Genomic DNA, 23,756 nt, shown 5'->3' with positions numbered 1-23,756 from the left:
CGCAACGAAACCGTCTCGGCGTGAACCGCTCCCGTCTCTGTCGCGTTCCTCCGAAGATCAGCGCATTCTCCGGCATCTCGCCTCCGAGCGATCCACCGGATGCCGGGACGTCTCTCGGACAGGATGGGAAGGTGCAGATGACCAGTGATCAGCGCGCCGGGCCGCGGCTTCCGGCGGTGGCGCAATGGTGGGTGCTGGCCAGCCGGTTGATCAGGCAGTCGGTCCGCAACGGTGAGGTACTGACGGCCGTCGCGGCGCCGACGGTGTTCACCATCGGGTTCTACGTCCCGTTGAACACAGTGATGAACCTGTACGGACACGGACTGAGCAGTTACGCGCAGTTCCTGATGCCGATGATCGTCATGCAATCGGTGGCGTTCTGCGCCTCGGCCGCGGCGTTCCGTGCCGCGACGGACGCGCGGGACGGGCTCAACGCGCGTTTCGGATCGCTGCCGATGCCCTTGGCGCTGCCGTTGACGGCCCGGCTGACCGCTGCCACCTATCGCGGGGGTCTCGCGCTGGCGGCCGCGGTGGTGTGCGGGTTCGTCATCGGGGTGCGCTTCTACGGGACCGCGGCGGATACGCTGGGATTCCTGGCGTTCGCGCTGTTCATCGCGCTGACGTTCTCTCTCGGCGCGGATGTGATCGGCACGTTGTCGAAGAGTCCGGAGGCGACCACCCAGTTGCTGATCATGCCCCAGCTCATCCTCGGCATGGTCTCGACCGGATTCGCCCCGGCCGAACAGTTTCCCTCCTGGTTGCAGGGGTTCGCGCGCAACCAGCCGATCTCCCAGTTCGTCTACGCCCTGCGGGCGCTGGCGGGTGATCCGTCCGGCAACGCGGGCGTGGTCGGCTGGGAGGTGCTCGGTCCCGGGTTGGCCTGGGCGTGCGGCCTGCTGGTCGCGTTCGCCGGATGGGCGGCCGTCATCGTGATGCGGAGGTCGGGATGACAGTGACATCGCAGATGCCGAGGGCCTCCGGGCCGACGGAGACCTTGCGCCTGGTGGTGCCGCAGACGCTGATCCAGACGCAGCGGCTGTTGCTGCGCTGGTGGCGCGATCCGCTCACCGTCGTCCAGTCGCTGATCTTTCCCGCGCTGCTGCTGGTCATGCTGAATACGGTCCTCGGCAAGCAGATCTCGGCGGCGTCGGGGATGAACGCGCTCTACGGGTCGGTGCCGATGGTCGCCCTGGTCGGGGTGATGTCGGGATCTCTCGCCGGTGCGGTGACGCTCGGACGCGAACGCGACGACGGGTTGCTCGCCCGATTCTGGGTGCTGCCGGTGCACCGCGCGTCGGGACTCGCCGCGCGGATCCTGGCCGAAGGCGTCAGGATCCTGCTGTGCACCGCGGTCATGTTCGCGGTGGGCACCGCGCTCGGCTTCCGATTCGAGCAGGGGTTCCTCGCGGGCGTCGCGCTGTTCGGTGTGCCGTTGATGTTCGGTTTGGGATTCGCGACTCTCGTCACGGCCGTCGCCACCTATTCCGCCAAGGCCGCCCTGGTCGAGGCCATCTCGCTCGGATCGTCGCTGCTGATGTTCTTCAGCACCGGATTCGTGCCGCTGGCCGCCTACCCGGGGTGGGCGCAGCCGATCGTCGCGAACCAGCCGATGAGCCATGCCATCGACGCGATGCGCGGGTTGTCGGCGGGCGGTCCGGTGCGTGGGCCGCTGTTGGCCACCACGGCGTGGTCGCTCGGCACGATCGTGGTGTTCGCGATACCCGCGGTGTTCGGCTACCGGCGTGCCAGTCGCGCCTGAGGCTCAGGCCCTCTCCCTGTCCTCGGCGACCTTCTCGATATGGGCGATGGAATCGCGCGGGCTCAACGCCATGGCACGCAGTTGGTCGAAGATCACACCGAAGCGCCGGATCTCGAGGTGACCCTCGATCAGCGCGTCGCCCGTGATCCCTTCGACATACACCAGTTCGGGGTCGTCGGGTTGGGGGAAATCGAGGAGTGTGAACGATCCGAGCATGCCGGGGTGCGCACCTGCTTCGAACGGAAGTATTTGCAGGATGATGTTATTCATCTTGCTGTGTTCGATGAGCTGCTTCAGCTGGCCCTGCATGACCTCGTGCCCGCCGACGACCCGGCGGATAGCGGCCTCGTCGAGCACCACCCACAGCTCCAAGGGCTCGGCCTTGGTGAGCACGCTGCCCCGGCTCATTCGCGCCGACACCTTACTTTCGGTGACGGCCGCCTCGAGCTTCGGCATCGAAGTATCGATGACGGCGCTCGCGTATTGCGGGGTCTGCAAGAGACCCGGAATGTAGGAGGTCTCGTAGTGCCGCGCGGACAGTGCCGCGGATTCGAAATTGATGTACGCGGAGTAGACCTCGGACAAATTGTCTTCGTAAGGCCGGGACATCCCGGGTTTCTGCGCGTCCGAGAGCAGGTCCATGACGTATCGGCGCTTGTCCGGGTCGATGGCGTACAGGTCGAGAAGCGTCATCAGGGTGCGCCGTTGCGGGCGGGCCTGCGCCTGCTCGATCCGGTACAGGGTGGTGACATTGATACCGGTTCGGCCGCTGACCTCTTCCTTGCTGAGTCCGACGCCGTCGCGCATCTCGGTCAGCAAAGCGGCCAAGCGGCGTAGACCGGCGGTGAGAACGGTGCGCTTGCCTGCCATGTCGCCAATCCTTTCACCTCGCGTGGCATTCGGGCCGGAAATCGGGTCGGCACATGGGCGCTCGGATACCGGGATCAGGTCTGCGGCATCGGCAGCGGGACGACGACGCCGAACGGCAGCGTGATGCTCGGCTGATGGGTGGCGGGCGGCGCGGGTCGTTCCCGCTCGTGCGGCTGCTGCTCCTCGAGGCGGAACGGCGGCTGCTCGGGTGCGCGCACGGCGGGTGGATCGACAGGGTCGGGCCGGACCGGGGCACAGAGGATTCCGCATTCGACGGTGACGCCGGGCATGGTCACCAGCGGCGGCGTCGCGCGGACCGGTGCGCTGGTCTCGGTCATCGGTTCCAGCGGCAGCGGGCGATCGGCCCGCACGGCGCGGGTCGCGAACACGTCCGGCCCCGGCGCGGGTGGCATCGTGCCCCGGCGTGACGAGATCCGGGGCGATGGTGACCCGGCTCGGCGCGCCACCGGTCCGGTAGGCCGCCGACCAGCTCAGTACGTCCGCGGCGTAGGATCTCGAATTGTTGTAGCGCAGGACCGCTCGCGATTCCTGGGCTGGATCGCGCAGGTCGAGATCGCCCGAGCACAGGTACTGCCCGGCGCCGAGCGCGGCGTCGAAGACGTTGTGCGGGTCCCGAATTCGGTCGCCGTTGCCGTCGGCGGCGTAGTGATCCCAGGTTCCGGGCAGGAATTGCATCGGCCCGAGCGCGCGCACGTACCCGCCGCCGGGGGCGGCGATGATCTCGTTGGCGGGCAGCGTGCCGTCCAGCGCGGGGCCGAGGATCGGCTGCGTCGTGGTGCCCGCGGCATCGGTGCGCCCGCCGAAAGCGTGCCCGGATTCGATCCGTCCGATGCCGGCGAGGAGGTTCCAGGTCAGTCCGCAGCCGGGTTTCGACGATGCCATCGCGAGTTCGGCATTGCGATAGGCCGCGAGCACGATCTCCGGAATACCCAGCGCCCCGGTGTGTTCGGACAGGGCGATCTCGTGCAGCGAGACGGCGGTTCCCGTCGGCGTCCGGTCGTCGGCGGGGGCTATCGCGTGCAGGGTGCGCGGCGAGTACGGCACCACGGGCAGCAGTCCGACGGCGGTGTCCGCCGATCCCTCGGGCGCGGCGGTCGCGCTCGCCGCCGTGGCCGCGCCCGCGATGTCGCGGGGCGCCGAAATCACCGTCGCGGGTACGGAACCCGAGACGACGACGCCGACCGCGATCAGGGTCGACGCGGTGATCGGGGCGGATAAACGCATGCGGCCACACCTATCCCGACGTCGCGGGCTCGCGGCGTGACCGTGTCCGGTCGGTCGCCGTCCCGGACGACGCCGTCCAGAGAACAAGAACTGTCAGTAACATATCGCATAATCGATCCATGTAGATAGCTTGTCCTTCAGCGAAGCTCTGATCACATGGATCGTGAGGGTTCGGCGTCGCGACGCGGGTTCGGATTACCGACCGGTCGGGTCTGATTAGCTGAATATCTGCTATAGCTATTCGGCAATCTGAAACACTGCGCAACAATTCCTCGTGTTCGGTTTTCGCATGACTGAAGACATTCCGATCGCTATCGAATTTCCCTGTCTCTAGCTAGGTTTATTCGATTCAGTGCCGTTTTCATATCGCAATCAATCCATTCGGGCTTGCCACGCGAATAGAGATTGCTGAATGTTGACTGAATGAGAGAGGTTGGACGTCGACGTGGTGCTTGACCTGAAAGTGGCGGTAGTGGGCGCGGGATTCGGTGGGATCGGTATGGGGGTGGCGCTGAAGCGGGCCGGGTACGAGGATTTCGTCATCCTCGAGAAGGGCGACCGGGTCGGCGGTGTGTGGCGGGAGAACACCTATCCCGGCTGCGACTGCGATGTGCCCTCACATCTCTACTCGTTCTCCTTCGCCCCGTATCGCAGTGCGAAGCAACGGTATCCGGGCCAGGAGCAGATTCTGTCGTACCTGCGTCAGGTCGCCGACGACCACGGCCTCACCCCGCATCTGCGGTTGAACTCGGCGCTGTCGCGCGCGACCTATCTCGAGGATCTCGCGCGCTGGGAACTCACCACCACCGACGGCGAGACGATCCGCGCCGAAGTGGTGATCTTCGCGCTCGGCCAGTTGCACCGGCCCTACATCCCGACTATCCCGGGGCGGGATCTGTTCGCGGGTCCGGCATTCCACACCGCGAGATGGGATCACCACCGGGATCTGCGTGGCCGCGATATCGCGGTGATCGGCACCGGCTCCAGCGCGGTGCAGTTGCTGCCCCAGATCGCGCGGATCGCCGGGCGCGTGCATGTCTACCAGCGCACGCCGCAGTGGCTGCTGCCCAAACCCGCACGCGAATTCGGTCCGGTGTCGCGACTGGCGCTGCACGTGCCTGGCGCGCATCAGGTCTACCGCAGGGCATTGCACCGGGGCGCGGACACCCTGCTCGCGCCGATCATGCATCGCGGCTGGTCGGCGCGGCCCGCGCAATGGTTCGCGCGCGCGTACCTGCATCGCCGGGTCACCGATCCGGGGCTGCGCGCGGCGGTGACGCCGGACTACCCGATCGGTGGCAAACGGATCATCTTCGACAATGCCTACTACGCGACGCTGGCCCGCCACAACGTCAAACTCGTGACCGACCCCATCCAGCGCATCGTCGCCGACGGTGTCGAGACCGTCGACGGCGCGCACCGCCGCGCGGATATCCTCATCTACGCCACCGGCTTTCGGGCCGCGGAGTTCATGGTGCCGATCTCGGTCCGCGGTCGCGGCGGACAGGTGCTCCAGGAACAGTGGTCCGACGGTGCGGACGCCTTCATGGGATTGGCCGTGCCCGGATACCCGAACGCGTTCCTCATCGCCGGACCGAATTCCTTCACACCCGCGGGGAGCAATCCCACCATGAAGGAGTACCAGATCGGCTACATCATGGAATGCCTGCGCTGGCGCGAGGAGATCGGCGCTCCCGCGATCGAGGTCGGCGCGACGGCGATGGCGCGGTACCGTACCTGGTTACAGGGGGCGATGGCGAAGACGATCTGGTCGGGCTCGGTCGACAGCTGGTTCAAACACGCCAACGGCCGCGTGGTCAATCCGTGGCCGGGGACGACGCGGAGTTTCGCGCGCATGCTCGCGCATCATCCGGCGGACGCGTTCACCGTGGTCCCGGCCGGTACCGGCATCGCGTCGAACGTGAGGACGGACGCCGAGCAGAGCGACCGCCGGTCCTAGCCATCGGTACCACGTCGGTGTGGACGGCCGAACGGTTCCGCCCCCGGTGCGCGGTACGCGCGCCCGGGGGCGGAACGGCGCGCGGTCAGGCCTTGCGCTGCGCCGAGTAGCGGGCCGGATTGGCCTGTTCGGCGGCTTTGGGGTCGAGTTCGTCCTGTTTGTCCCTGACCCCGGCCTCGATCCGGTCACCGAGATCTTTGTCGACATTGCGCCAGTACTCGAACGCGCGTCCCAGCACCGGTTCGCTCACGCCATTGAGCAGATGGCCGACGATATTGTCCACCAGTCGCTGTCTGGCCGAATCGTCGAGGACATCGCGCACCATCGTGCCCGCTTGACCCCAGTCGTCGTCCTCGGCGCGGACCGTATAGGCCTGCCTGACCATCTCCCCGTCGGTATGCCACCCGACGGGCGGCCCCGACACCTGGGGATCGGCGTGCGGACCGCCCTTGGAATTGGGGACGTAGACCGGATCGCCGGGATTGTGATGGCGCATCGCCCCGTCCTTGGAATACGAGCGAACCGTGGTGGCGTGCGGCGAGTTGACCGGAAGTTCCTTGTAGTTCACACCGATCCGATGGCGGTGCGCGTCCGGATACGAGAACCAGCGCCCGAGCAACATCTTGTCCGGACTCGGGCCGGTACCCGGCACGGAATTACTCGGTTCGAACGCGGCCTGCTCGATCTCGGTGTGATAGTCGGCCGGATTGCGATTCAACGTCATCCTGCCGACCTCGATCAGCGGGTAGTCGCTGTGCGGCCAGACCTTGGTCAGGTCGAAGGGATTGAACCGGTAGGTCTTCGCGTCGTCGAACGGCATGATCTGCATGTTCAGCGTCCAACTCGGATGGTCGCCGCGATCGATCGCCTCCCACAGATCCCTGGTGTGGTAATCGGTATCGATCGAGGCCATCTGGTCGGCCTCGTCCTGGGTGAAGAACTCGATGCCCTGATCGGTCTTGAAATGGTATTTGACCCAGAAACGCTCGTTCGCGGCGTTGTACCAGAGGTAGGTATGGCTGGAATAGCCGTTCATGTGCCGCCAGGTGCGCGGAATGCCGCGATCGCCCATCAACCAGGTGACCTGGTGCGCGGATTCCGGTGACAGCGTCCAGAAATCCCATTGCATATCGTGGTCGCGCAGGTTGTTGTCGGCCCGTCGTTTCTGCGAACGGATGAAATCCTGGAATTTCATGGGGTCGCGCACGAAGAAGATCGGCGTGTTGTTGCCGACCATGTCGAAATTGCCCTGTTCGGTGTAGAACTTCAGCGCGAAGCCGCGCGGATCGCGCCAGGTATCGGGACTGCCGCGCTCGCCCGCCACCGTCGAGAAGCGCGCGAGTACCTCGGTCTTCTTACCGGGCTGGAACAGATCGGCCCTGGTGTAGGCGCTGACATCCGCGGTCACCTCGAAGGTGCCGAAGGAGCCGCCGCCTTTGGCGTGCGGTTGCCGCTCGGGCACCCGCTCCCGGTTGAACGCGGCCATCTTCTCGATGAGATAGGCGTCGTTCAACAGGATCGGGCCGTCGGGCCCCACCGTGAGTGAATGTTCGTCGCTCGGTACCGGAATACCCGCGTCATCGGTGGTGAAATTCGACATCTTGCTCCCTTCTACCTCAGGTAACCGGGAGATCGAGCCGTAGCTCGCGTCCGGCCGTGACAGTTGCCGCCTACCCCCGCCTCGAGCGGTGAAACCGGCCGCCTCGCTCAGACGCATCCCTCCAGCGTCGCGCGCGAGAGTTCGGCGATGACATCGGTGACCTCCCCGCGGGCTCGCATCGCCCGCAGTTGCCTGCGGGCGCCGTTACCCCTGCTGTGGAGCGCCGCGATCGCCTCGGCGACGAAGTCGTGGTCGCCGGTGTCGCGCAACGCGGGTTCGATCCGTTCGACGAGATCGGCCAGCAGTTCGCGATGTGGCCTGACACGACCGGTCACCGGGTCGAGCCCGTCCCCGTCGAGTCCGGAGTGGGCGGCTTTCCAGTAGGCGGCGCGCAGGACTTCGGCGGGTACCGCGGGCGCGCGGACCCCGCGGACGATGGAACGCAGCCCCATCGTCACCGTCGCCCGGATCAACGCCGCGAGCAGGGCAGATTCCTCGACGGTCGCCGGAATGTCGCTGACACGCACCTCGACGGTGGGAAACGTCTCCGAGGGACGGATATCCCAATACACCATCTTGTTGTCGAGAATGCTGCCGCTGGCCCGCATCATCGCCACCATCGACTCGTATTCGGTGGCGGAGCTGAAATACGGTGGCGGCCCCGCGCTCGGCCAGCGCCGCCACAGGATGCTGCGCCAGCTGGCGTAGCCGGTGTCGCGGCCCCGGTAGATGGCCGAGTTGGCCGTCGTCGCGAGCAGGACGGGCAACCACGGGCGGACGTAGTTGCCGACCAGCACCGCCGTCTCGCGATTCGGCACGCCGACGTGGACGTGGCATCCGCACAGGCCCTGCTCGTGGGCGAGCATGCCGTAGGCGTGCTCGATCCGCCGATACCGCGGGGTGTCGGTCACCGGGAAGTGTTCGGGGACGGTCGGGGGGATGGCCACCGCGATCAGCCGCGCGTCGTTGTCCTCGGCGCAGTCCGCGACCGTGCGGCGCTGTTCGCGCAGTTCATCGAGCAGCGCCGGGATCCGCGTATGCACGCTCGTGCTGGTCTCCACCTGACAGCGGGTCAGTTCCAGTTGCAGCGCGATCCCCGCCTGCTTCGCCGCGTCGGCCACCGCCAGGTTCTTGGCGGCGGGTGCGCCGGTGACCGGGTCCGCCAGCAGGAACTCCTCCTCGACGCCGACGGTCGGCGCGGCCTCGTCCATGCCTGTAGGCTACGCCGCCTTCATGACGATTCGGCTATAACAGCTGTTTGAAAGCATGCCGCCGGGGATCGTCGCGGGCACCTCGCCATCGGGGCCGCGCCTGTAAGGATTCCGTAGGAAAACTCCTAGCTCCAATGGATTTGATTCACAGGTACGAACACCACAGTGGGGTTCGCCTCGACCGGGGATTCGCTCCCGGAAGGTCGCACGGATGCCGATACGAGATCCGGATCCGATGGAGAAAAGGAGAAGACAGTGCCGACGATGTTTCCGACTTCCGTCACGGTGGCGAGCCAGGACACCACGCGGGATTACACCCGTTTCGGGTGGACGGTCGCGGCGACGGCCAACGGCGCCTGCCTGATCACCGACGACCGGGTCGCCGGTATCGAACTGACGGGGGAGTTGGCCGCGAATGTGCGCCGCTTCCTGCGTGCGAACAATCTGTCCGGTCCGGTGATCGAGATCCCGGGCGCGCAGCGTCGTGAAATCCATCTCGTCACCGGCCTGAAGCGGGTCGAAGGGGCGATCGCGGCACTGCGGCACGCGGGAGCTGTCGTCCACAGCGACGGCGCCGGTGTCCCGCTGCCGCCGAGCACCCTGTCGACCGGCGCCCTCACCTGGGGGATCGCCCCCGCCGAGGCCCGCTGGATGCCGCCGCTGGTCGCCGTCGCGGCGGCCGTGCGCGCGGCCTCGCGCCGGGCGCGGATCGTCGGCATCGCCTGCTGAGAAGTGTCGCGTCGGCGACGCTCGTGACTCGCGACACCCCGGTTTCGGCTCGGTGAGGCCGGGTAGTTCGGTCCGTGAGTACGGCGAAAGCGTCGCGACACGAGAAAGGCGTGAACGATGACCAAACCGATCACGAGCACACTCGACCAGGAACAGCAGCGGATCGCCGGCGAGGCATTGCAGGCCACGGTGGTGGATCTGATCGACCTGACCCTGATCGCTAAACAGGCACACTGGACCGTCATCGGCCGCAACTTCCGCTCGGTCCACCTCGCATTGGACGAATTGGTGGTCGTAGCGCGGGAATTCACCGACAGCAGCGCGGAACGCGCCACCGCGATCGGTATCAGCCCCGACGGTCGCGCCCAGACGGTGTCGACGGATTCCGGCGCGCTCGGCATCGGCGCGGGCTGGCAGCAGGACACCGACGTGATCGACTCCGTGGTGGGCAATCTCGGCGCGGTCATCGCGCGACTGCGCGACCGCATCGAGGCGACCGAGAAGGCCGATCCGGTCACCCAGGATCTCTTCATCGAGATCGCGGCGCGGCTGGAGCAGCTGCACTGGATGTGGCAGGCACAGCTCGCCACCGTGTAGTTCTCGCGTGAGCAGAGCGGACCGTCCGCCGTCGACCGAGCGTCGACGGCGGACTTGTGCGCGGGGCAGGGGCTTTCGGGCAGTGGGCATCGGCGACACGGATCGCCTCGTGGGTTCGAGGCGAGGTCTACACGGTCACCGCAGGGCTTCGAGCTTGTCGGACAGCGTTTCCAGACCTTCCACCGCGACCGGGCCCGGGCCGGTGTAGCCGAACGGGACGGCGATGACGCGGTCGGCGCGGATCGCGTCGATACCGGCCAACTCCGGTCGGTTCCGTAGGGCGGCGCGGGCGGAGTCGGGGGTCTGATCGCCCTGGGTCAGCAGGATCACGATTTCGGGGTCGCGCTCGATCAAAGTTTCGGTGTTCGCGCCGAAACTGCGTTGGGCGACATCTCCGAAGATATTGGTCAGTCCGAGGATCTCCATCTGGGTGTCGACGGTGCTGGTGCCGCCGTAGGCGTTGAGGGTCGATCCGTCGCGGGACAGTATCAGCGCGGCCGCCGGGCGCTTACGCTGTTCCGGGGTGTGTTTCGCGGTGACGGTCGCGACTCGCGCGCGCAGTGCGGCGACTTCGTCGGCGGCGGCGCGCTCGGTGCCGAAAAGCCTGCCGTAGAGCTCGATATCGGCGAAGACGTCGTCGAAGGAACCCGCCGCGTCCTTGCAGTATCCGCGGGTCACGATCAGCGGGATGCGCGCGGCCGCGAGGTCGTCGGGGGTGACGGCGGCGCCCTCGAAACTCACCACGACGTCGGGAGTCCGGACGATGATCTCCTCGCGCGCGAGTTCCGCAGTGGGAGCGACGAATTCGGCGTGCGCGAGCCGGTCGGTATACGCGCCGGGGAAGGGGGCGGTCTCGAAAGTGCGGGCGATCACGCGGTCGGCGGCGCCCGCGGCGGCGATCATCGGTGCGGCGATCGAGCCGACCGTGACGACACGCCGTGGCGCGGCCTCGAAGGTGACGTCGCGACCGCAGCTCGAGATCGTCAGCGGGAAACCGGTTTCCGGGTGCGCCGTGGTCCGCGCGGTCGATCCGCCACAGGCGGTGAGGCCGACGAGCGCGGCCAGCGCGACGGGCAGGACGGTGAATCGGTGCGGAGTTCTCATGGTTGGTCGGATTCCTTCTCTGACGGGGGATTACGAGGTGACGGTGCGGAGTCGCCGGATCAGGAGCAGCAGCATGGGCGCTCCGACGACGGCGGTGACGATGCCCAGCGGCAGTTCGCGTGGCGCGAACGCGGTGCGCGCCACGACATCGGCGGCGACCAGGAAGATCGCGCCGATCAGCGCGGACACCGGGATCAGCCTGCGGTGCGCGCTTCCGACACACAGCCGGGCGACGTGCGGAATGATCAGCCCGACGAAACCGATCGTGCCCGCCACCGCGACCACCGCGCCGACGCCCAGTGCCACCAGGCCGAGCGCGTACATACGCAACCGGATGGGTGCGAAGCCGAGGGTTCTCGCCGTGTCGTCGCCGATGGCGAGCGCGTCGAACCGGGCGCCGAGCAGGAACAGCGCGCCGAGCGTCACGGCCACGGCGACGGCGGTGACACCGGTCGAGGTCCACGCGGCCGACCCGAGCGATCCGAGCAGCCAGAAGAGTACGGCGCGCGCGCCTTCGGGGGAGTCGGAGGCGAAGATCAGGAAACTCGTGGCCGCGGAGAAGATGTAGCCGATGGTGACCCCGCCCAGCAGCAGCCGCAGCGAGGTCATCTGCCCGTTGATCCTGGCGATGGTGAACAGCAGGGCGGTGGCGATCGACGCCCCGAGGAACGCGCTGGAGGCGAGCGCGCCGGTGGCGACCGTGGCGGTCGAGCCGAACAGCAGGCAGACGGCCGCTCCGGTGGACGCGCCGGAGGTGACGCCGAGGATATGCGGATCGGCGAGCGCGTTGCGGACGATGGTCTGGAGGACGACACCGCTGACCGCCAGTGCCGCGCCGACGCAGGCGCCGAGCAGGACGCGCGGCGCGCGCACCAGCCAGACGATCGAATCCTGGGCGGCGGACCATTCCACCTCGCCGGATCGGCCGAGCAGATGGTGGACGACGATCCGGGCGACCGTCGGCGGTGGCACCGAGACCGGCCCGATCCCGGTCGCGACGATGACCGTCACGCACAGCAGCGCGGTGAGCCCGCCGATCCACGTCGCCGTGATCCACCGTTTCCCTGTCTGCGCCGAGTCGTCGACCTCGGTCGGTGCGAAGGTCGCGGTCACGGTGCGAGAACCTTTCCGGCGCAGGTGGTTACGACGTCCTCGACAATCGGCCTCCTCGGCCCGAACAGCAGCTGAATCGCGCCGAACGCCGTCGAACGCGCCACGGTGACCTGGTAGACGGGTTCGAGTACGTCCGGGGTGAGGACGTCGTCCACCGGGCCCGCCGCGGCGATTCGACCCCGGTCGAGCAGGACCAGGCTGTCGCAGTACCTGGCCGCGAGGTTCAGGTCGTGCAGGACGACCACGGTGGTGACATCGAGATCGTGGACCAGGCCCAGGAGTTCGTGCTGGTAGCGGATATCGAGGTGATTGGTCGGCTCGTCGAGCAGGATGTGGTCGGCCCGCTGGGCGAGGGCGCGGGCGATCAGCACCCGCTGGCGCTCACCGCCCGACAGCGAGGCGAACGGACGTTCGGCGAGCGCGCGCACCCCGACCCGGCGCATCGCGGCGGCCGCGGCGGCCCTATCTGACCGCGAATACCCTCGCAGCGCACCGGCCCACGGCGAACGACCGAGCAGAACCATCTCGGCGACCGTGATCGGCGTGTCCGCCGAGGATTCCTGCGTCACCACCGCGAGGCGGCTCGCGATATCGCGTCCCCGCAGGTCGGCGACCGGGGTGCCGTCGATGGCGACGACACCGGTACGTGGCCGAAGGGCCCGGTAGATCAAGCGCAACAGTGTCGACTTGCCCGAACCGTTGGGACCGATGAGCCCGAGGGTGGTGCCGGGTTCGGCCACCAAGCCGATTCCCGACAGCACGAGGGTGCCGCCGTAGTCGAAATGGACGTCGTCGAGGGTGATCACGCGACAACCTCGACGGCGGTCGAGCCCCGTCGTCGGGCCACGACATGCAGGCGGTCGCCGTCGAGTGCGTCGCCGAGTATGCCGTTACCCGGCCACTCCGGTTCGGTGAGCGGTCCGGGTCGATCGAACAGCGCGAGGACCTCGAATCCGCTCAGGTCGAGCAGGTATCGCAGCTCCCGGGGGAACAGCAGACGCCACCCGGTGTCCTGGGTGACCGGTATGCCGCAACCGTCCCAGGTCCAGACACGGCGCCTGCGCAGCAGTTGCGCGGGCAGGTCGATCGACAGCGACGTGCGCGAGGTGTAGTCGACGCCCTCCCACGCGATCGTGCGGACCGATTCGTGGTCGAGCAGTTCGCGCCGCCCCCGGTCGGTGAGCAGGAACGCGCCGTTGCGCATTTCGAGGATCAGCACGCCGCCGGGGCGCAGGCACGCGGCGAACCGGGTGAGGGCCGCGACGATATCGGCGGTGTCGTGCAGGTGCAGCAGGGTGCTGCCGAGACAGGTCACCACATCGACCGTTGCGGCGACCTCGATGTCGCGCGCGTCGGCGACCGTCACGGTCAGATCGGGGTATTTCGCGCGGGCATAGGCCACCATCCGCGCGGAGATGTCGACGGCGCTCACCGAATAGCCGAGGTCGGCCAGCCGGGCGGCGTCGCGTCCGGTACCCGCTCCGATATCGAGCAATCGCCTCGAATCCGTCGCGGTGTCGGCGAATCGCGTCACCAGGTCGTGGACGAAACGCGCGTTGCGTTCGCCGTTGTCGGGGAAGGTCCGTTCGTAGAGCGCGGGATTGTCGGTCAGCAGGTTCTCACCCGCGAGCACCGGGTCAGCGCTGGTGGGTGTCATCGTCGCAATCACCTTTCACGAGTACTGTGCGCGGGCCGGACGTGCCGTCGGGGGTGGGCAGCGCGCCGCGCCGGTGCAGGACCGTCACGGCCGCGGCGGCGAGCGAACCCGTCGCGGCGCACAGCAGCGCGGGCCACCAGGCGAGCGGTCCGCCGAAGCGATCGACGGCCGCGCCGACGGCGGAGGTGAGCGTCACGGTGAACACGCCCGCGACGAGATAGAAGGCGCCGTAGTAGGTTCCGGTCAGGTGTGGGCCGCTGAATCGTGGGATCAGTTCGTTGACGAACGGTTGCACCGTCATGACGCCGACGGCCAGGATCGACGCGGCGAGCGCGACCGGCGCGACCGACACGATCGTGGAAAGTGCTCCGCCGGTGCCGGATTCGAGGACACGCGACGCGATCGGCGGGACGAGGAAGGCCGCGCCCATCGTCGCCATGCCCGTCGCCATGGCGGGTCCGCGCGCCCGGGTGCCGAACGCCCGGGTGATACGGACCTGGAGCAGGAGAATGATGATCGTCTCGGTGAGGAACAGCGCCGCCACCGCGATCGCCGCACCGCCCGCTCCAGCCGCCCGGCGCGCCTGCAAGGTCAGGAGGAAATAGATCTGGCTCTGCAACGCGAACATGGCCATCAACGCGAGCGCGAAAGCCACGAACACGCGATGGGTGAGGACGGTGACCACATCGCCCGCCACGGTCGTCGTGCCGCGCGCGACCGGACGATCAGGCAGCAGGACGAGTTGGGCGACGGTGAGCGCCAGGAAAATTCCCGCCGCCACCACGGCGGTGAGCCGAAAACCGATCGAGACCAGGACGGTGCCGACAACGGGTCCGAGCGCCGACCCGATATTGCCGAAGATGTTGAACAGCGCGAAGGCGTCCGCCGCGCGGTCGTCGCTGTCGAGGGCGATATAGGAGCGGACCGCCGGATTGAACAGCGCCCCGGCGAATCCGGTGAGCACGGCGGCGAGCAGCACGACCGTGACGGACCCGCCCACCGCGAACAGTCCGAACCCGGCCGCGCGAACGGCCGCGCCGACGACGATCACCCGGCGCGCGCCGAGCCGATCGGCCGCCGACCCGCCGACCAGGAACAAGCCTTGCTGGCTCAGATTGCGCACCCCGAGCACCACGCCGACGGTCGCCGCCGACAACGCCAGATCGTGCAGCAGGTAGTCGGCGAGAAACGGGATGAGCAGATAGAACCCGGTATTGCCCGCCAACTGGTTGACCAGGAGTAAGCGCACCGACAGCGGGAACGTCCGGAACAACGCGAGCGTGTTCACGCGGCCACCCGTCGGCGGATTCCGAGTCCGGGCCCGGCGGGACGGCGCAGGACACCGTCGACATCGCCGAGCCCGCACCACGGATCGGCGGCGATCAGCAGATGTCCGTCCAGGTCGATCCATCGTGCGGCGCCGCTCAGATGCGCGGCGGGGGCGATACCGAGCGAGGTCGACACCTGGCAGCCGAGCATCACCTCGACACCCGAACGCCGCGCCCAGTCGATCATCGAGGCGGCCGCGTCCAGGCCGCCGCATTCGGCCAGTTTGATATTGATTCCGGCCACCGTCGTCGGCAGTGCCGCCAACTGCTCGACCGAACCCGCGTCCTCGTCGGCGATCACCGGCATCGGGACCGCGCGCGCGACGGCGTCGAGGTCGTCGAGCCGTCCCGTGGGCACGGGTTGTTCCACCGCGGCGATCCCGGCGTCGGCGAGTTCGGTGAGAACCCGCACGGCGGTCTCGGCGTCCCATGCTCCGTTCGGGTCGAGTATCAGCGTGGCGGTCGGAGTTGCCGCCCTGACCGCGCGGACCCTGGCGATATCGGCGGCGGGATCGGGTTCGCCGAGTTTGAGTTTGAGCACGGAGAAACCGGCATCGATCAGCCGTCGGGTCGAGCGAACCGTGGGTTCGATGGCCCCGATGCCGAGCGTGTAGGCGGTGGGCGCCGAATCCCAGTGCGGCATACCGAGATAGGCGCTCAACGGTTGTCCGGCCCGGGTGGCGAGATGGTCGTGCACCGCGATATCGACGGCCGCCGCCACGGGCAGCGCGTCGGCCAGGCGGGCGCGAAGGGCGGGCAGGGCCGCGCGCAGAGCTTCCGGGTCGCCCACGCCCGCCGCCCACGCGGCGGTGTCCGCGAGCGCCCGACCGATCGTCGCGACGGTGATTCCCAGACGCGGGCTGGTGACGACCTCGCCCCGGCCGGAGACGCCGTCGTGCGACAGGGTGACGCATACGGCATCGCGTTCGGACATGGTGGCGCGCGAGATGCGCAGCGGCTCGGTGAGTTCGATACGCGTCGTCGTCCATTCGAATCTCATGCCGATACCCGCGCTGTCGCCGGATCGCGGACGACGCGGCAGCGCGCCCAGCCCTGTGCCTCGGATTCGTCGGGGTCGCCGAATTCGACGGGTTCGGTACACGGTGCCTCGAGCAGGCCGCGCTCGGCGCACCAGTCGTCGTCGTAGATGGTGCGCAGATATCGGTGCGGTCCGTCCGGGAAGACGGTCAGCACCCGCGATCCCGGTTCGCGGCGCGACACCCAGTCGGCGACCAGCGCGGCGGCGCCGGTGCTCCAGCCGCCCCCGAGGCAGGTACGCGCGGCGAGGTCGCGGCAGGCGGCGACCGATTCGGTCGGGCCGACCCAGTGCACCTCGTCGAAATCGGCGTAGGCGACGTTGCGCGGCAGGATACTGCTGCCGAGGCCGCGCATCACCCGGCTGCGCGCGGGTTGGCCGAAGATCCGCGAGCCGACCGCGTCGACGCCGACGACGCGCAGTCGCGGCCAGTACCGGCGCAGCGCCCGGGTCAGGCCAGCGGAGTGACCGCCCGAACCGACGGTGACGACGAGCACGTCCATCGGTTCGGTCTGGTCGAGAATCTCGCGGGCCATGTCGAGATAGCCGAGCGCGTTGTCGGGGTTGTTGTACTGGTCGGGCCAGTACGCGCCGGGTGTCGACGCGCGCAGGACCGCGAGCCGATCGAGGCGGGCGCGTTGCCAGCCGCCCTCGGGATGCGGATGCTCGGCGACGGCGAGGGCGACGCCGTAGCGGCCGAACAGCGTCCGCATATCCGGTTCGAGTTCCGCGTCGACGACGAGTGTGACCGGATGGCCGAGCGCACGCCCCGCCAGCGCCAGTCCCACACCCATTGTGCCGCTGGTCGATTCGATGATCGGCGCGCCGGGCGCGAGTTCCCCGCGATCGATGGCGGCCAGCAGCATGGACGCGGCGGCGCGCGCCTTCATGCCGCCCACCCCCGCGGATTCTATTTTCGCCCAGTAGTTTCCGGACTCGGTCGGGATCGGGGTGACCGGTGTCCCGCCGATCAGTCGGAGCAGTCCGGATCGACCGCCGTGTGGCTCTACCGTGCGCACGTGGACTCCGAAAGGTCGTAGTGGATATGAGTGCTCGGGCCGCCGTCGAGGGAGAAGAACGGATACGGTTCGGCCGATATCGCCGTGACGGCGTCGTCTCCGAGGAACCACGGCAGTACCGCGCTGCCGGTCTGCGCGAACATCACCAGGGGCATGCCGTGGCGGCCCGCGTGCTCGAGCAGAGGATCGAAACTGCCGTTGACCAGCGTCATCCCGGTGACGAGCATGGCGTCGTAGGGGGTGGTGATCGCCTCGGTGGACCTCAGGACGGGTTCGTCCCATTCGGTCGTCCCGCCCGCGCGGTCGCACGGGATGTAACCGATTCCCCGCGCGCGCAATTCGGCGAGCAGGGAGTTGACGACGCCGACCACGAGCACGGTCCGGATGCCCCGCGTGGGCAGCAGGTCGACGACCGTGCGGGCCCGGTTGCGCGATTTGATCAGTGACGACGCGCCGTCGACCGCGATCGTCCGTCCCGTTCGTCCCGCCGCCGAGGGATGCGGGTGCCGGTGCATGAGGTAGCCGTCGAGTGCCGCGATCCTTACCGCGGGAACGGCGTGGTCGAGCAGTGCGGCCACCGTCGCGCCGACACAGTCGGAGACGATCTCCGCGTGGTCGACGCGCCGATCGGGTTCGAGTCCGCACGAGCCGACCGCGGAACCGACACGCACACTGATGATCTCGTTGCGATAGCGCTGTGTCCGGCCCGCGTGCCTGGTGCCGTGCACGGTGAGGAACGCGCTCGCGACCGTGACCGTCTCCGGCGGCGGGCCGAGCGCGCCCGCCCGGACCAGGTCGACGAGTTCGGCGACCGAGCGCGGCCGTCGTCCGGTCGCGGGGGTGTTCGCGGCCGTCATGTCCGGGTACCGGGATCGTGATAGGCGACGCGTAGTCCGGCGATCGATCGCTGGGCGAGTTCGCTCGCGGCGCGCGGCTTCTCGTCGACGACCATGACGTAGCCGAGGTATTCGTTGTTGTTGTCGGCGACGCGTACATTTCTGCCCGCCGCGGCGAGGTGATGATCGACGATCCGGTCGTCGAGGGACCACTGGCCCGCGCCGAGGATGGACTCCAGTCGCCCGGCGCGGTCGGGTACCAGGAAGGCGATGGCCGCGCTGCCGATTCCGGTGTCGACCGGTGCGAGGACGGGTTCGATCCCGGCGGCCAGATCCGCGTGGACCGCCGCGAGATCGATACCGGTGACCCGGCGCACCAATTCGGTGATCCGATTGCCCGCCGGTCGCGGATTGACCTCGACCAGGCGTGGACCCCGCGCGGTCACGACGACCTCGGTGTGGGCGACCGTGCCGTCGAGTCCGAGCGCCTCGATCGTGGCGACGGCGACGGCGCCGATGGCCGCCGACTGCTCGGGGTCGGTCGTGGCGGGGAACATGTGCCCGGCCTCGATGAAGCAGTCCGAACCCACCACGTATTTGTCGGTGATGCCGACGACGGTGGTCCGGCCGCGGTGGGTGACGGTCTCGACGCTGTATTCGGGACCGTCGAGACATTCCTCGACCAGTACGTCGGGCGCGCGGACCTGCCCGCGCGCGTTGACGGGGAATCCCGCGATGGCCTCGACCGCGTCGCGCAACCGGTCGACGTTCTCGACGCGGCGCACGAACATCCCACCGCAGAGGTCGACCGGTTTGACAACGACCGGATAGCCGATTCGCTCCGCCGCCGTGGTGATCTCGTCCCACGCGGCCACCACCGCGAATGCCGGACCGGGAACCCCGGCGGCCGAGCAGATCCGGCGGGTCGTCGCCTTGTCGCACGCCGCGCGCATCGCGTCGCGGCTCGGCCCGGGGAGCCCGAGGTCGGCGGTGATCGCGGCGACGGTGGGCAGGTAGTAGTCACACGAGGACAGCACCCCGTCGAATTCGAAGACCTGGTGCAGACGACGCACGGTGTCGACGACGGCCTGCTCGTCATTGGTCTCGGCTGTAAGGATATTCGTCGCGCCGAGCAGGGGATGGCGCGCATCGGTCGCCGTCCGCAGGTAGTGCCCGAGATCGCGGGTCAGGAAACTGAATCGGTGTCCTCGGTCGCGGATGCCGTGCGGGAGCAGTGTGCTCATGGACCCGACCCAGCTCTCCACCATCAGTAGGTGCCCCATGTGTTCTCCTCATCGCGCGCGGTCGATAGGTAATGATAATCGTTATCGTTTTCTCTCGAAACCCCTCCCTTGGAGGAGGTTTCGAGGGGGTGCGACCTATTTGGCGGGCGCGGGATTCGGTGAGGGGGAGTTGATCGTCGTGAAGTACTGCGCGGCGGCCATGATCGCGACCGGTCCGGTCACGAGCAGTTGCCCGGCGACCGTGCCGAGGGCGCCGACGGCGACGATTCCGCCGAGGCAGCCGACCGCGGCGGCGGGGACGAAGGGGCCGAACAGGCCGACGATCGTCGCGGCGGCGACGGTGGCCCCCGCGATGCCGCCGAGTACGCAGCCCACCGCCGCGCCCGCGAGCCCGCCGGTGAGGGTGCCGATGGTCGCGCCCATCGAGATGGTGCTGGTCATCCGGCTCCACGCCGCTTGTTCCCGGTCGTACTCGTTCTTCCACGGCGCCTTGTCCTCGTACGGCAGGGCGACCGGGCGGTATGTCGCGTGCGCGAGGTCGAACCTCGGCGTCAGCGTCGCGGTGTCGCCGGCGATGTCGGCGACGATAGGGAAGACGAAATCGTCGACGCGGAAGGACAGTTCGGTCCCCGCGAGCGTGGATCCGTCCGCCGCCCTGATCGTGAATATCCCGTTCTCGGCGGCCATCGAGCCGGAATCGGTGGTGATGACGGTCGCGGTCGCGGTGGTGTCGGCTCGATACGAGACCGCGTCGGTGGGCGTCGCGTCGGCGGTCGCGTGGCCGAATGTCATCGCGGTGATCAGCAGTACCGCGCCCACGGTCGGGGCGGGGGCGGTTTTCCTCATCGGCATGTGGGGGTTCCTCATCGATCGGTGGATCTGGCGAGTGCGCCGCATCGGATCTTAATGACAATGAATGTCATTTGCATAGCCCGGAGGTGATGGAGGTGCGCCGCGCCGCCGATCCACGCGGACCGCGCGGTCTGTTGCTCCTCGGGTGCCGGAAGGCCGGAAACCCCTCTTGCACATGCCGTTCCGTCTGTTTCGCGGACTTACCGTGGTCACGGCCGTGCGATGACTTCGCGATTGCATCTGTAAGAACATGTCGGTTGCAGCAAGTAGAACGCAATCTTGCGTTCTGGTATCCGTGAGCGCCGGATGCCGCTAGCCTGATGCGAGAACAACTGATCCGATGACCGGGAAAACCGAATCGAGAGCCAATAATGTTGGTACTGAGAGCATTGGTGTCGGGCGATTTTCGGGGGATGCGATGAGCGCGCCGACTGTAGGGGTACTGCCGACCGCTCCGCAAATACTGTGCGCATTCCAGGGGCGACGTTTCCTGGATCGCGAACTGTTGCGATCCGCCCACGCCCTCGCCGAACTGCATGCCCGTCGCGCCCAGATACGCGATGCCTTTCTTGTCGCCGAAATCGACTGTCGGCGGGTAGAGCTCGTCGACGATATCAACGACTGGATCTCGCAGGAGGTCCCGCAGCATCGCCAAGGTGCGTCATTGCATACCGAAAGCCTCGGGTCCGTCGTCGATCGGATGGCCCGTAGCTGGGTCGATGCCAACCAGGCGATCGATGTCGACGGTCCGCGCAGCGACAGCACGCACAAGCATTGGTATCACTTGGCCGAACTCGTGGACGGTTACACGGATCTGGTCACCGACGTCGCCGGTGGTCGTCGTCGATTGCCCGAGAAGTAACGCCGGGAAGCGACCCGGGGGCGTCACTCCGGAAGCGACACGGAATCGGTCGGATGTCGTGAATCGAAGTTTTATCGTCTCGTTATGAAATTGTATTCGATTCGGCGACAACGATTTCTCCGCACGGACCGCTGCCACGATGATCGTGTGGCAGCGGTCTCGCTTTGTGCTCATTCGCCGGGACCTGATTACGATCGACCGGGTGTCGCTGCTTCCTTTGATCTTCACCGCGGGCTGGGCCAGTGGAATCAATGCCTACGCGGTAGTCCTGCTATTCGGGCTCTACGGTCTGACCGGGTTATCCGATGACGTACCAGTCGGTTTGCAACGTACCGATGTCCTGATCGCGGCGGCCGTGCTGTTCCTGATCGAGGCGGTGGCGGACAAGGTTCCGTATCTCGATTCGTTCTGGGATTCCTTCCATACCGTGGTGCGCCCCGCCTCCGGCGCGGTCGTGGCCGCGCTGATCGCGGGACCGGACGGGTCGCTGCCGCAGTTGGCCGCGGCGGCGGTCGGCGGGACCTCGGCACTGGTCAGTCATCTCGTCAAAGCCGGGCTACGGATGGCGATCAACACCTCGCCGGAACCGGCGAGCAATATCGTCGTCAGCACGGCCGAGGATTTCGGTGTCGCGGCGATCATCACCCTCGCCGTCTTCCATCCGGTCCTCGCCGCGAGCATCGCCGGAACCCTGTTGCTCATCGGCGCACTACTGGTCCTGTTGGCGGCGAGCAGGATTCGCCGCTTCCGCCGACGCAGGCGCGAACGCCGCGCCCGACGCCAGGAAGCCGCGCTCGCGGGTTGAGGCCGCTCGGCCGGTGGATCGGGCGACACCTCCACCCGTCGAAATCGCCTTGCGGCTCCTCGGCGCGCCGACGACGATCGATACATGGAACAGCCGACGCCACATCAGCGGGCGCTGGCGCGGGGAGTCGCCCCGCCCCGGCACATCGAACTCGGCGACCTGTTGCTGCGGCGATGGGAGACCACCGACTTCGAGGCTTAGTTCGCAGCGCTCACGGCGTCGTTCGATCAGTTGCACGCCTGGATGCCGTGGATGGCGCAAGCCCCGTCGCGTGACCGGCAACGCGAATTCCTCGCCGAGGCGTCGGCGGACTGGCCGGACTCCACCGGGGAATGCGCCTACGGCATCTTCGATTCCGAGGGCGGCGTGCTGGGCGCGATCGGCTTGGGCGACCACCTGGGCCCGAAAGCGCTGGAAATCGGCTACTGGTGCCCCTCCGCGCACACCGGCCGCGGGCTGATCACCAGGTCGGTCGCCGCACTCACCGATATCGCGCTGGCACTGCCCGATATCGGCACGTCGAAATCCACTGCGACGCCGCCGATACCCGTAGCGCGGCGGTGCCGCGCAGGCTCGGCTACCGTCTGGACCGGGTCGAGCCCAGGGAACGGCTCGCGCCCGCCCACTCCGGCAACGGCACGGTCTGGGTACGGGACACCCCGCGGAACGGTATGTGACCTGTCGCGTGGCGCTCGACCGAGATCGACGCCCCGGCGCTGGCTCAGAGTCCGAGCAGGTCGGCGGTTTCCTCGCCGAGGAGTGGGCCGAGTGTCGTCGCGAGATGTCCGGCCCCGGTGAGGACCCAGACGTTGGCGCTCGCCCGGATTCGGGTGACGGGTGCCGACGGGTCGGCGCCGTGACTCCGGACGTAGGCCCAACGCCGCAGCACCCGGGGCAATTTCCGGCCGAGCAGTTCCTCGGTGACCTGGGTGAGGTGGTCGTAGGGCGCCTCGTCCACGTCGAAGGGGAAGGGTTCGGCGGATTCGTGGGTCCGGCCGATCGTCAGTCCACCGTGCAGGCGCTGGACACAGAGCAGTTGCATCGTGTGTTCCGCGGCGACGGCGGTCTGGGACTGTTCGGCGATCAGCGCGTCGACGGCCGGGCCCGCGAAACCGGGGTGATAGCGGAAACTGTCACCGTCGGCGACGGCGGTGGTCAATGGTTCGCCCAGCGTCGCGGTCTGCATCATCTGCGCGCGCACCCGGTGCAACGGCAGGACACCGGCGAGTTCGCGGGTCAGGCCGGTGTGGGTCGCACCGGGGCAGTGCAGGACCAGATCGGCGTCGAAGACCCGGCCGTGATCGTCGAGGACCCGTGCGCCCGAACCGGTATCGGTGACCGCTCTGGCCTCGGCGCCGGCGTGGAAGGTGTAGCGCCCGGTCGCGGTGAGAGAGGCGCGCAGCGCGGGGAGGGCGCGGCGCGGTTCGATGACGGAATCGGTCGAACAGTGCAGTCCGGCGAGGAATTTGCCACGCAGCGCTGGGGTGAGCGTCCGCACCGCTTCGGGCTCCAGCAGTTCCAGGCCGCGCGATCGCGCGTCGGCGTCTGCCGCCGCGGCCTCGGCGACGGCGAGTTCCGCGTCGGTGCGGATCACGGTGAGCGAGCCGGTCGGCCGGAACCCGACGCCCGGCACCCTGCCGCCGATCTCCTCCCACAGTTGCCTGGCGAGCAGGGCCGCCTCCAGGTCGGTGGACGCGCATCCCGACACCCGCACGAGTCCGCTGTCGCGCACCGTCGCGCCCCGCGCACTCGACTCCCGCTCGAGTTGCACGACCTCGTGCCCTCGGCGCACCGCGGCGAGCGCGTGGGCGGTACCGAGGAGTCCGCCTCCGATGACGACCGATCGCATGGACCCATCGTGGGCCAGTCCCTCGGAGGGCGGGCAGCGCGCGGGCGAACGGCAGGTTAACAAGTGCTCGCACCGGCGAC

General features: G+C 68.1%; 22 protein-coding genes. 8 read left to right on the top strand and 14 right to left on the bottom strand.

Annotated features, from left to right (window positions below; genetic code table 11):
- Positions 1 to 137: 137 nt before the first annotated feature.
- Both OG225_RS24350 and OG225_RS24345 read left to right on the top strand, forming a co-directional pair.
- A complete protein-coding gene (locus OG225_RS24350; protein WP_405177422.1) occupies positions 138 to 950 on the top strand; it encodes an ABC transporter permease in 813 nt (270 codons plus the stop codon).
- Positions 947 to 1,759 carry an ABC transporter permease gene (locus OG225_RS24345; RefSeq protein WP_109529608.1) on the top strand — a complete coding sequence of 271 codons (813 nt, stop codon included), beginning with the start codon at positions 947 to 949 and terminating at the stop codon, positions 1,757 to 1,759. Before OG225_RS24350 ends, OG225_RS24345 begins: the two co-directional genes overlap by 4 nt.
- Before the next feature lie 3 nt (positions 1,760 to 1,762).
- Here OG225_RS24345 and OG225_RS24340 read toward each other — a convergent pair whose 3' ends face one another.
- A complete protein-coding gene (locus OG225_RS24340) occupies positions 1,763 to 3,874 on the bottom strand; it encodes a Scr1 family TA system antitoxin-like transcriptional regulator (RefSeq protein ID WP_405177421.1) in 2,112 nt (703 codons plus the stop codon).
- Between the two features lie 433 nt (positions 3,875 to 4,307).
- Between OG225_RS24340 and OG225_RS24335 the strand changes: the two genes are divergently transcribed.
- A complete protein-coding gene (locus OG225_RS24335; protein ID WP_405177420.1) occupies positions 4,308 to 5,834 on the top strand; it encodes a flavin-containing monooxygenase in 1,527 nt (508 codons plus the stop codon).
- A gap of 85 nt (positions 5,835 to 5,919) precedes the next feature.
- Here the strand turns inward: OG225_RS24335 and OG225_RS24330 are convergent, their stop codons facing one another.
- The gene (locus OG225_RS24330; RefSeq protein ID WP_405177419.1) at positions 5,920 to 7,434 is read right to left on the bottom strand and encodes a catalase; all 1,515 of its coding nucleotides are present in this window, start codon (positions 7,432 to 7,434) and stop codon (positions 5,920 to 5,922) included.
- A 107-nt stretch (positions 7,435 to 7,541) separates the two neighbouring features.
- Positions 7,542 to 8,645 carry a glutamate--cysteine ligase gene (locus OG225_RS24325; RefSeq protein WP_405177418.1) on the bottom strand — a complete coding sequence of 368 codons (1,104 nt, stop codon included), beginning with the start codon at positions 8,643 to 8,645 and terminating at the stop codon, positions 7,542 to 7,544.
- 264 nt (positions 8,646 to 8,909) lie between these two features.
- Here OG225_RS24325 and OG225_RS24320 point away from each other — a divergent pair, with 264 nt between their 5' ends.
- Together OG225_RS24320 and OG225_RS24315 are read left to right on the top strand one after the other, a co-directional pair.
- Positions 8,910 to 9,374 carry a hypothetical protein gene (locus OG225_RS24320; protein WP_405177417.1) on the top strand — a complete coding sequence of 155 codons (465 nt, stop codon included), beginning with the start codon at positions 8,910 to 8,912 and terminating at the stop codon, positions 9,372 to 9,374.
- Positions 9,375 to 9,491: 117 nt separating this feature from the next.
- Positions 9,492 to 9,971, top strand: coding sequence for a Dps family protein (locus tag OG225_RS24315; protein WP_216910806.1), 480 nt, complete (start codon positions 9,492 to 9,494; stop codon positions 9,969 to 9,971).
- Positions 9,972 to 10,106: 135 nt separating this feature from the next.
- Here OG225_RS24315 and OG225_RS24310 read toward each other — a convergent pair whose 3' ends face one another.
- The 10 genes from OG225_RS24310 to OG225_RS24265 form a co-directional block, all read right to left on the bottom strand.
- Entirely contained in the window at positions 10,107 to 11,075 is a 969-nt protein-coding gene (locus OG225_RS24310) for an ABC transporter substrate-binding protein (protein ID WP_405177416.1), read from the bottom strand.
- Between the two features lie 30 nt (positions 11,076 to 11,105).
- On the bottom strand, positions 11,106 to 12,188 hold the full coding sequence (locus OG225_RS24305) for a FecCD family ABC transporter permease (RefSeq protein WP_405177415.1): 1,083 nt from the start codon (positions 12,186 to 12,188) through the stop codon (positions 11,106 to 11,108).
- Positions 12,185 to 12,994: an ABC transporter ATP-binding protein gene (locus OG225_RS24300; RefSeq protein WP_405177414.1), complete on the bottom strand. Its 810-nt coding sequence runs from the start codon at positions 12,992 to 12,994 to the stop codon at positions 12,185 to 12,187. Before OG225_RS24300 ends, OG225_RS24305 begins: the two co-directional genes overlap by 4 nt.
- Positions 12,991 to 13,845, bottom strand: a complete 855-nt coding sequence (locus OG225_RS24295) for a class I SAM-dependent methyltransferase (RefSeq protein WP_405177413.1) — start codon at positions 13,843 to 13,845, stop codon at positions 12,991 to 12,993. The genes OG225_RS24300 and OG225_RS24295 overlap by 4 nt, the downstream gene beginning before the upstream one ends.
- Positions 13,826 to 15,133, bottom strand: coding sequence for an MFS transporter (locus OG225_RS24290; RefSeq protein WP_405177412.1), 1,308 nt, complete (start codon positions 15,131 to 15,133; stop codon positions 13,826 to 13,828). The genes OG225_RS24295 and OG225_RS24290 overlap by 20 nt, the downstream gene beginning before the upstream one ends.
- Positions 15,130 to 16,173 (bottom strand): dipeptide epimerase, encoded by a 1,044-nt coding sequence (locus OG225_RS24285; protein WP_405177411.1) that lies wholly within the window; start codon positions 16,171 to 16,173, stop codon positions 15,130 to 15,132. Before OG225_RS24285 ends, OG225_RS24290 begins: the two co-directional genes overlap by 4 nt.
- Positions 16,170 to 17,228, bottom strand: coding sequence for a PLP-dependent cysteine synthase family protein (locus tag OG225_RS24280; protein WP_405177410.1), 1,059 nt, complete (start codon positions 17,226 to 17,228; stop codon positions 16,170 to 16,172). Before OG225_RS24280 ends, OG225_RS24285 begins: the two co-directional genes overlap by 4 nt.
- Entirely contained in the window at positions 17,216 to 18,085 is an 870-nt protein-coding gene (locus OG225_RS24275; protein WP_405177409.1) for a Rossmann-like domain-containing protein, read from the bottom strand. The genes OG225_RS24280 and OG225_RS24275 overlap by 13 nt, the downstream gene beginning before the upstream one ends.
- Positions 18,082 to 19,347 carry an ATP-grasp domain-containing protein gene (locus OG225_RS24270; RefSeq protein WP_405177408.1) on the bottom strand — a complete coding sequence of 422 codons (1,266 nt, stop codon included), beginning with the start codon at positions 19,345 to 19,347 and terminating at the stop codon, positions 18,082 to 18,084. Before OG225_RS24270 ends, OG225_RS24275 begins: the two co-directional genes overlap by 4 nt.
- Before the next feature lie 96 nt (positions 19,348 to 19,443).
- Positions 19,444 to 20,154: a hypothetical protein gene (locus tag OG225_RS24265; RefSeq protein WP_405183355.1), complete on the bottom strand. Its 711-nt coding sequence runs from the start codon at positions 20,152 to 20,154 to the stop codon at positions 19,444 to 19,446.
- 346 nt (positions 20,155 to 20,500) lie between these two features.
- Between OG225_RS24265 and OG225_RS24260 the strand changes: the two genes are divergently transcribed.
- The 3 genes from OG225_RS24260 (at position 20,501) to OG225_RS24250 (ending at position 22,625) form a co-directional block, all read left to right on the top strand.
- Positions 20,501 to 21,022: a DUF4254 domain-containing protein gene (locus tag OG225_RS24260; protein ID WP_232840229.1), complete on the top strand. Its 522-nt coding sequence runs from the start codon at positions 20,501 to 20,503 to the stop codon at positions 21,020 to 21,022.
- Positions 21,023 to 21,224: 202 nt separating this feature from the next.
- A complete protein-coding gene (locus OG225_RS24255; protein WP_216910824.1) occupies positions 21,225 to 21,827 on the top strand; it encodes a DUF4126 domain-containing protein in 603 nt (200 codons plus the stop codon).
- Positions 21,828 to 22,070: 243 nt separating this feature from the next.
- Positions 22,071 to 22,625, top strand: a complete 555-nt coding sequence (locus tag OG225_RS24250; RefSeq protein WP_405177407.1) for a GNAT family N-acetyltransferase; N-acetyltransferase — start codon at positions 22,071 to 22,073, stop codon at positions 22,623 to 22,625.
- Here OG225_RS24250 and OG225_RS24245 read toward each other — a convergent pair.
- A complete protein-coding gene (locus OG225_RS24245) occupies positions 22,549 to 23,676 on the bottom strand; it encodes an FAD-dependent oxidoreductase (RefSeq protein ID WP_405177406.1) in 1,128 nt (375 codons plus the stop codon). The genes OG225_RS24250 and OG225_RS24245 overlap by 77 nt on opposite strands.
- Positions 23,677 to 23,756: the final 80 nt, after the last annotated feature.

The organism is Nocardia sp. NBC_01377, from assembly GCF_045040005.1.
In the GTDB taxonomy this organism is placed as follows: Bacteria; Actinomycetota; Actinomycetes; order Mycobacteriales; family Mycobacteriaceae; genus Nocardia; species Nocardia noduli.
This window is presented reverse-complemented; position numbering and strand designations above follow the sequence as displayed.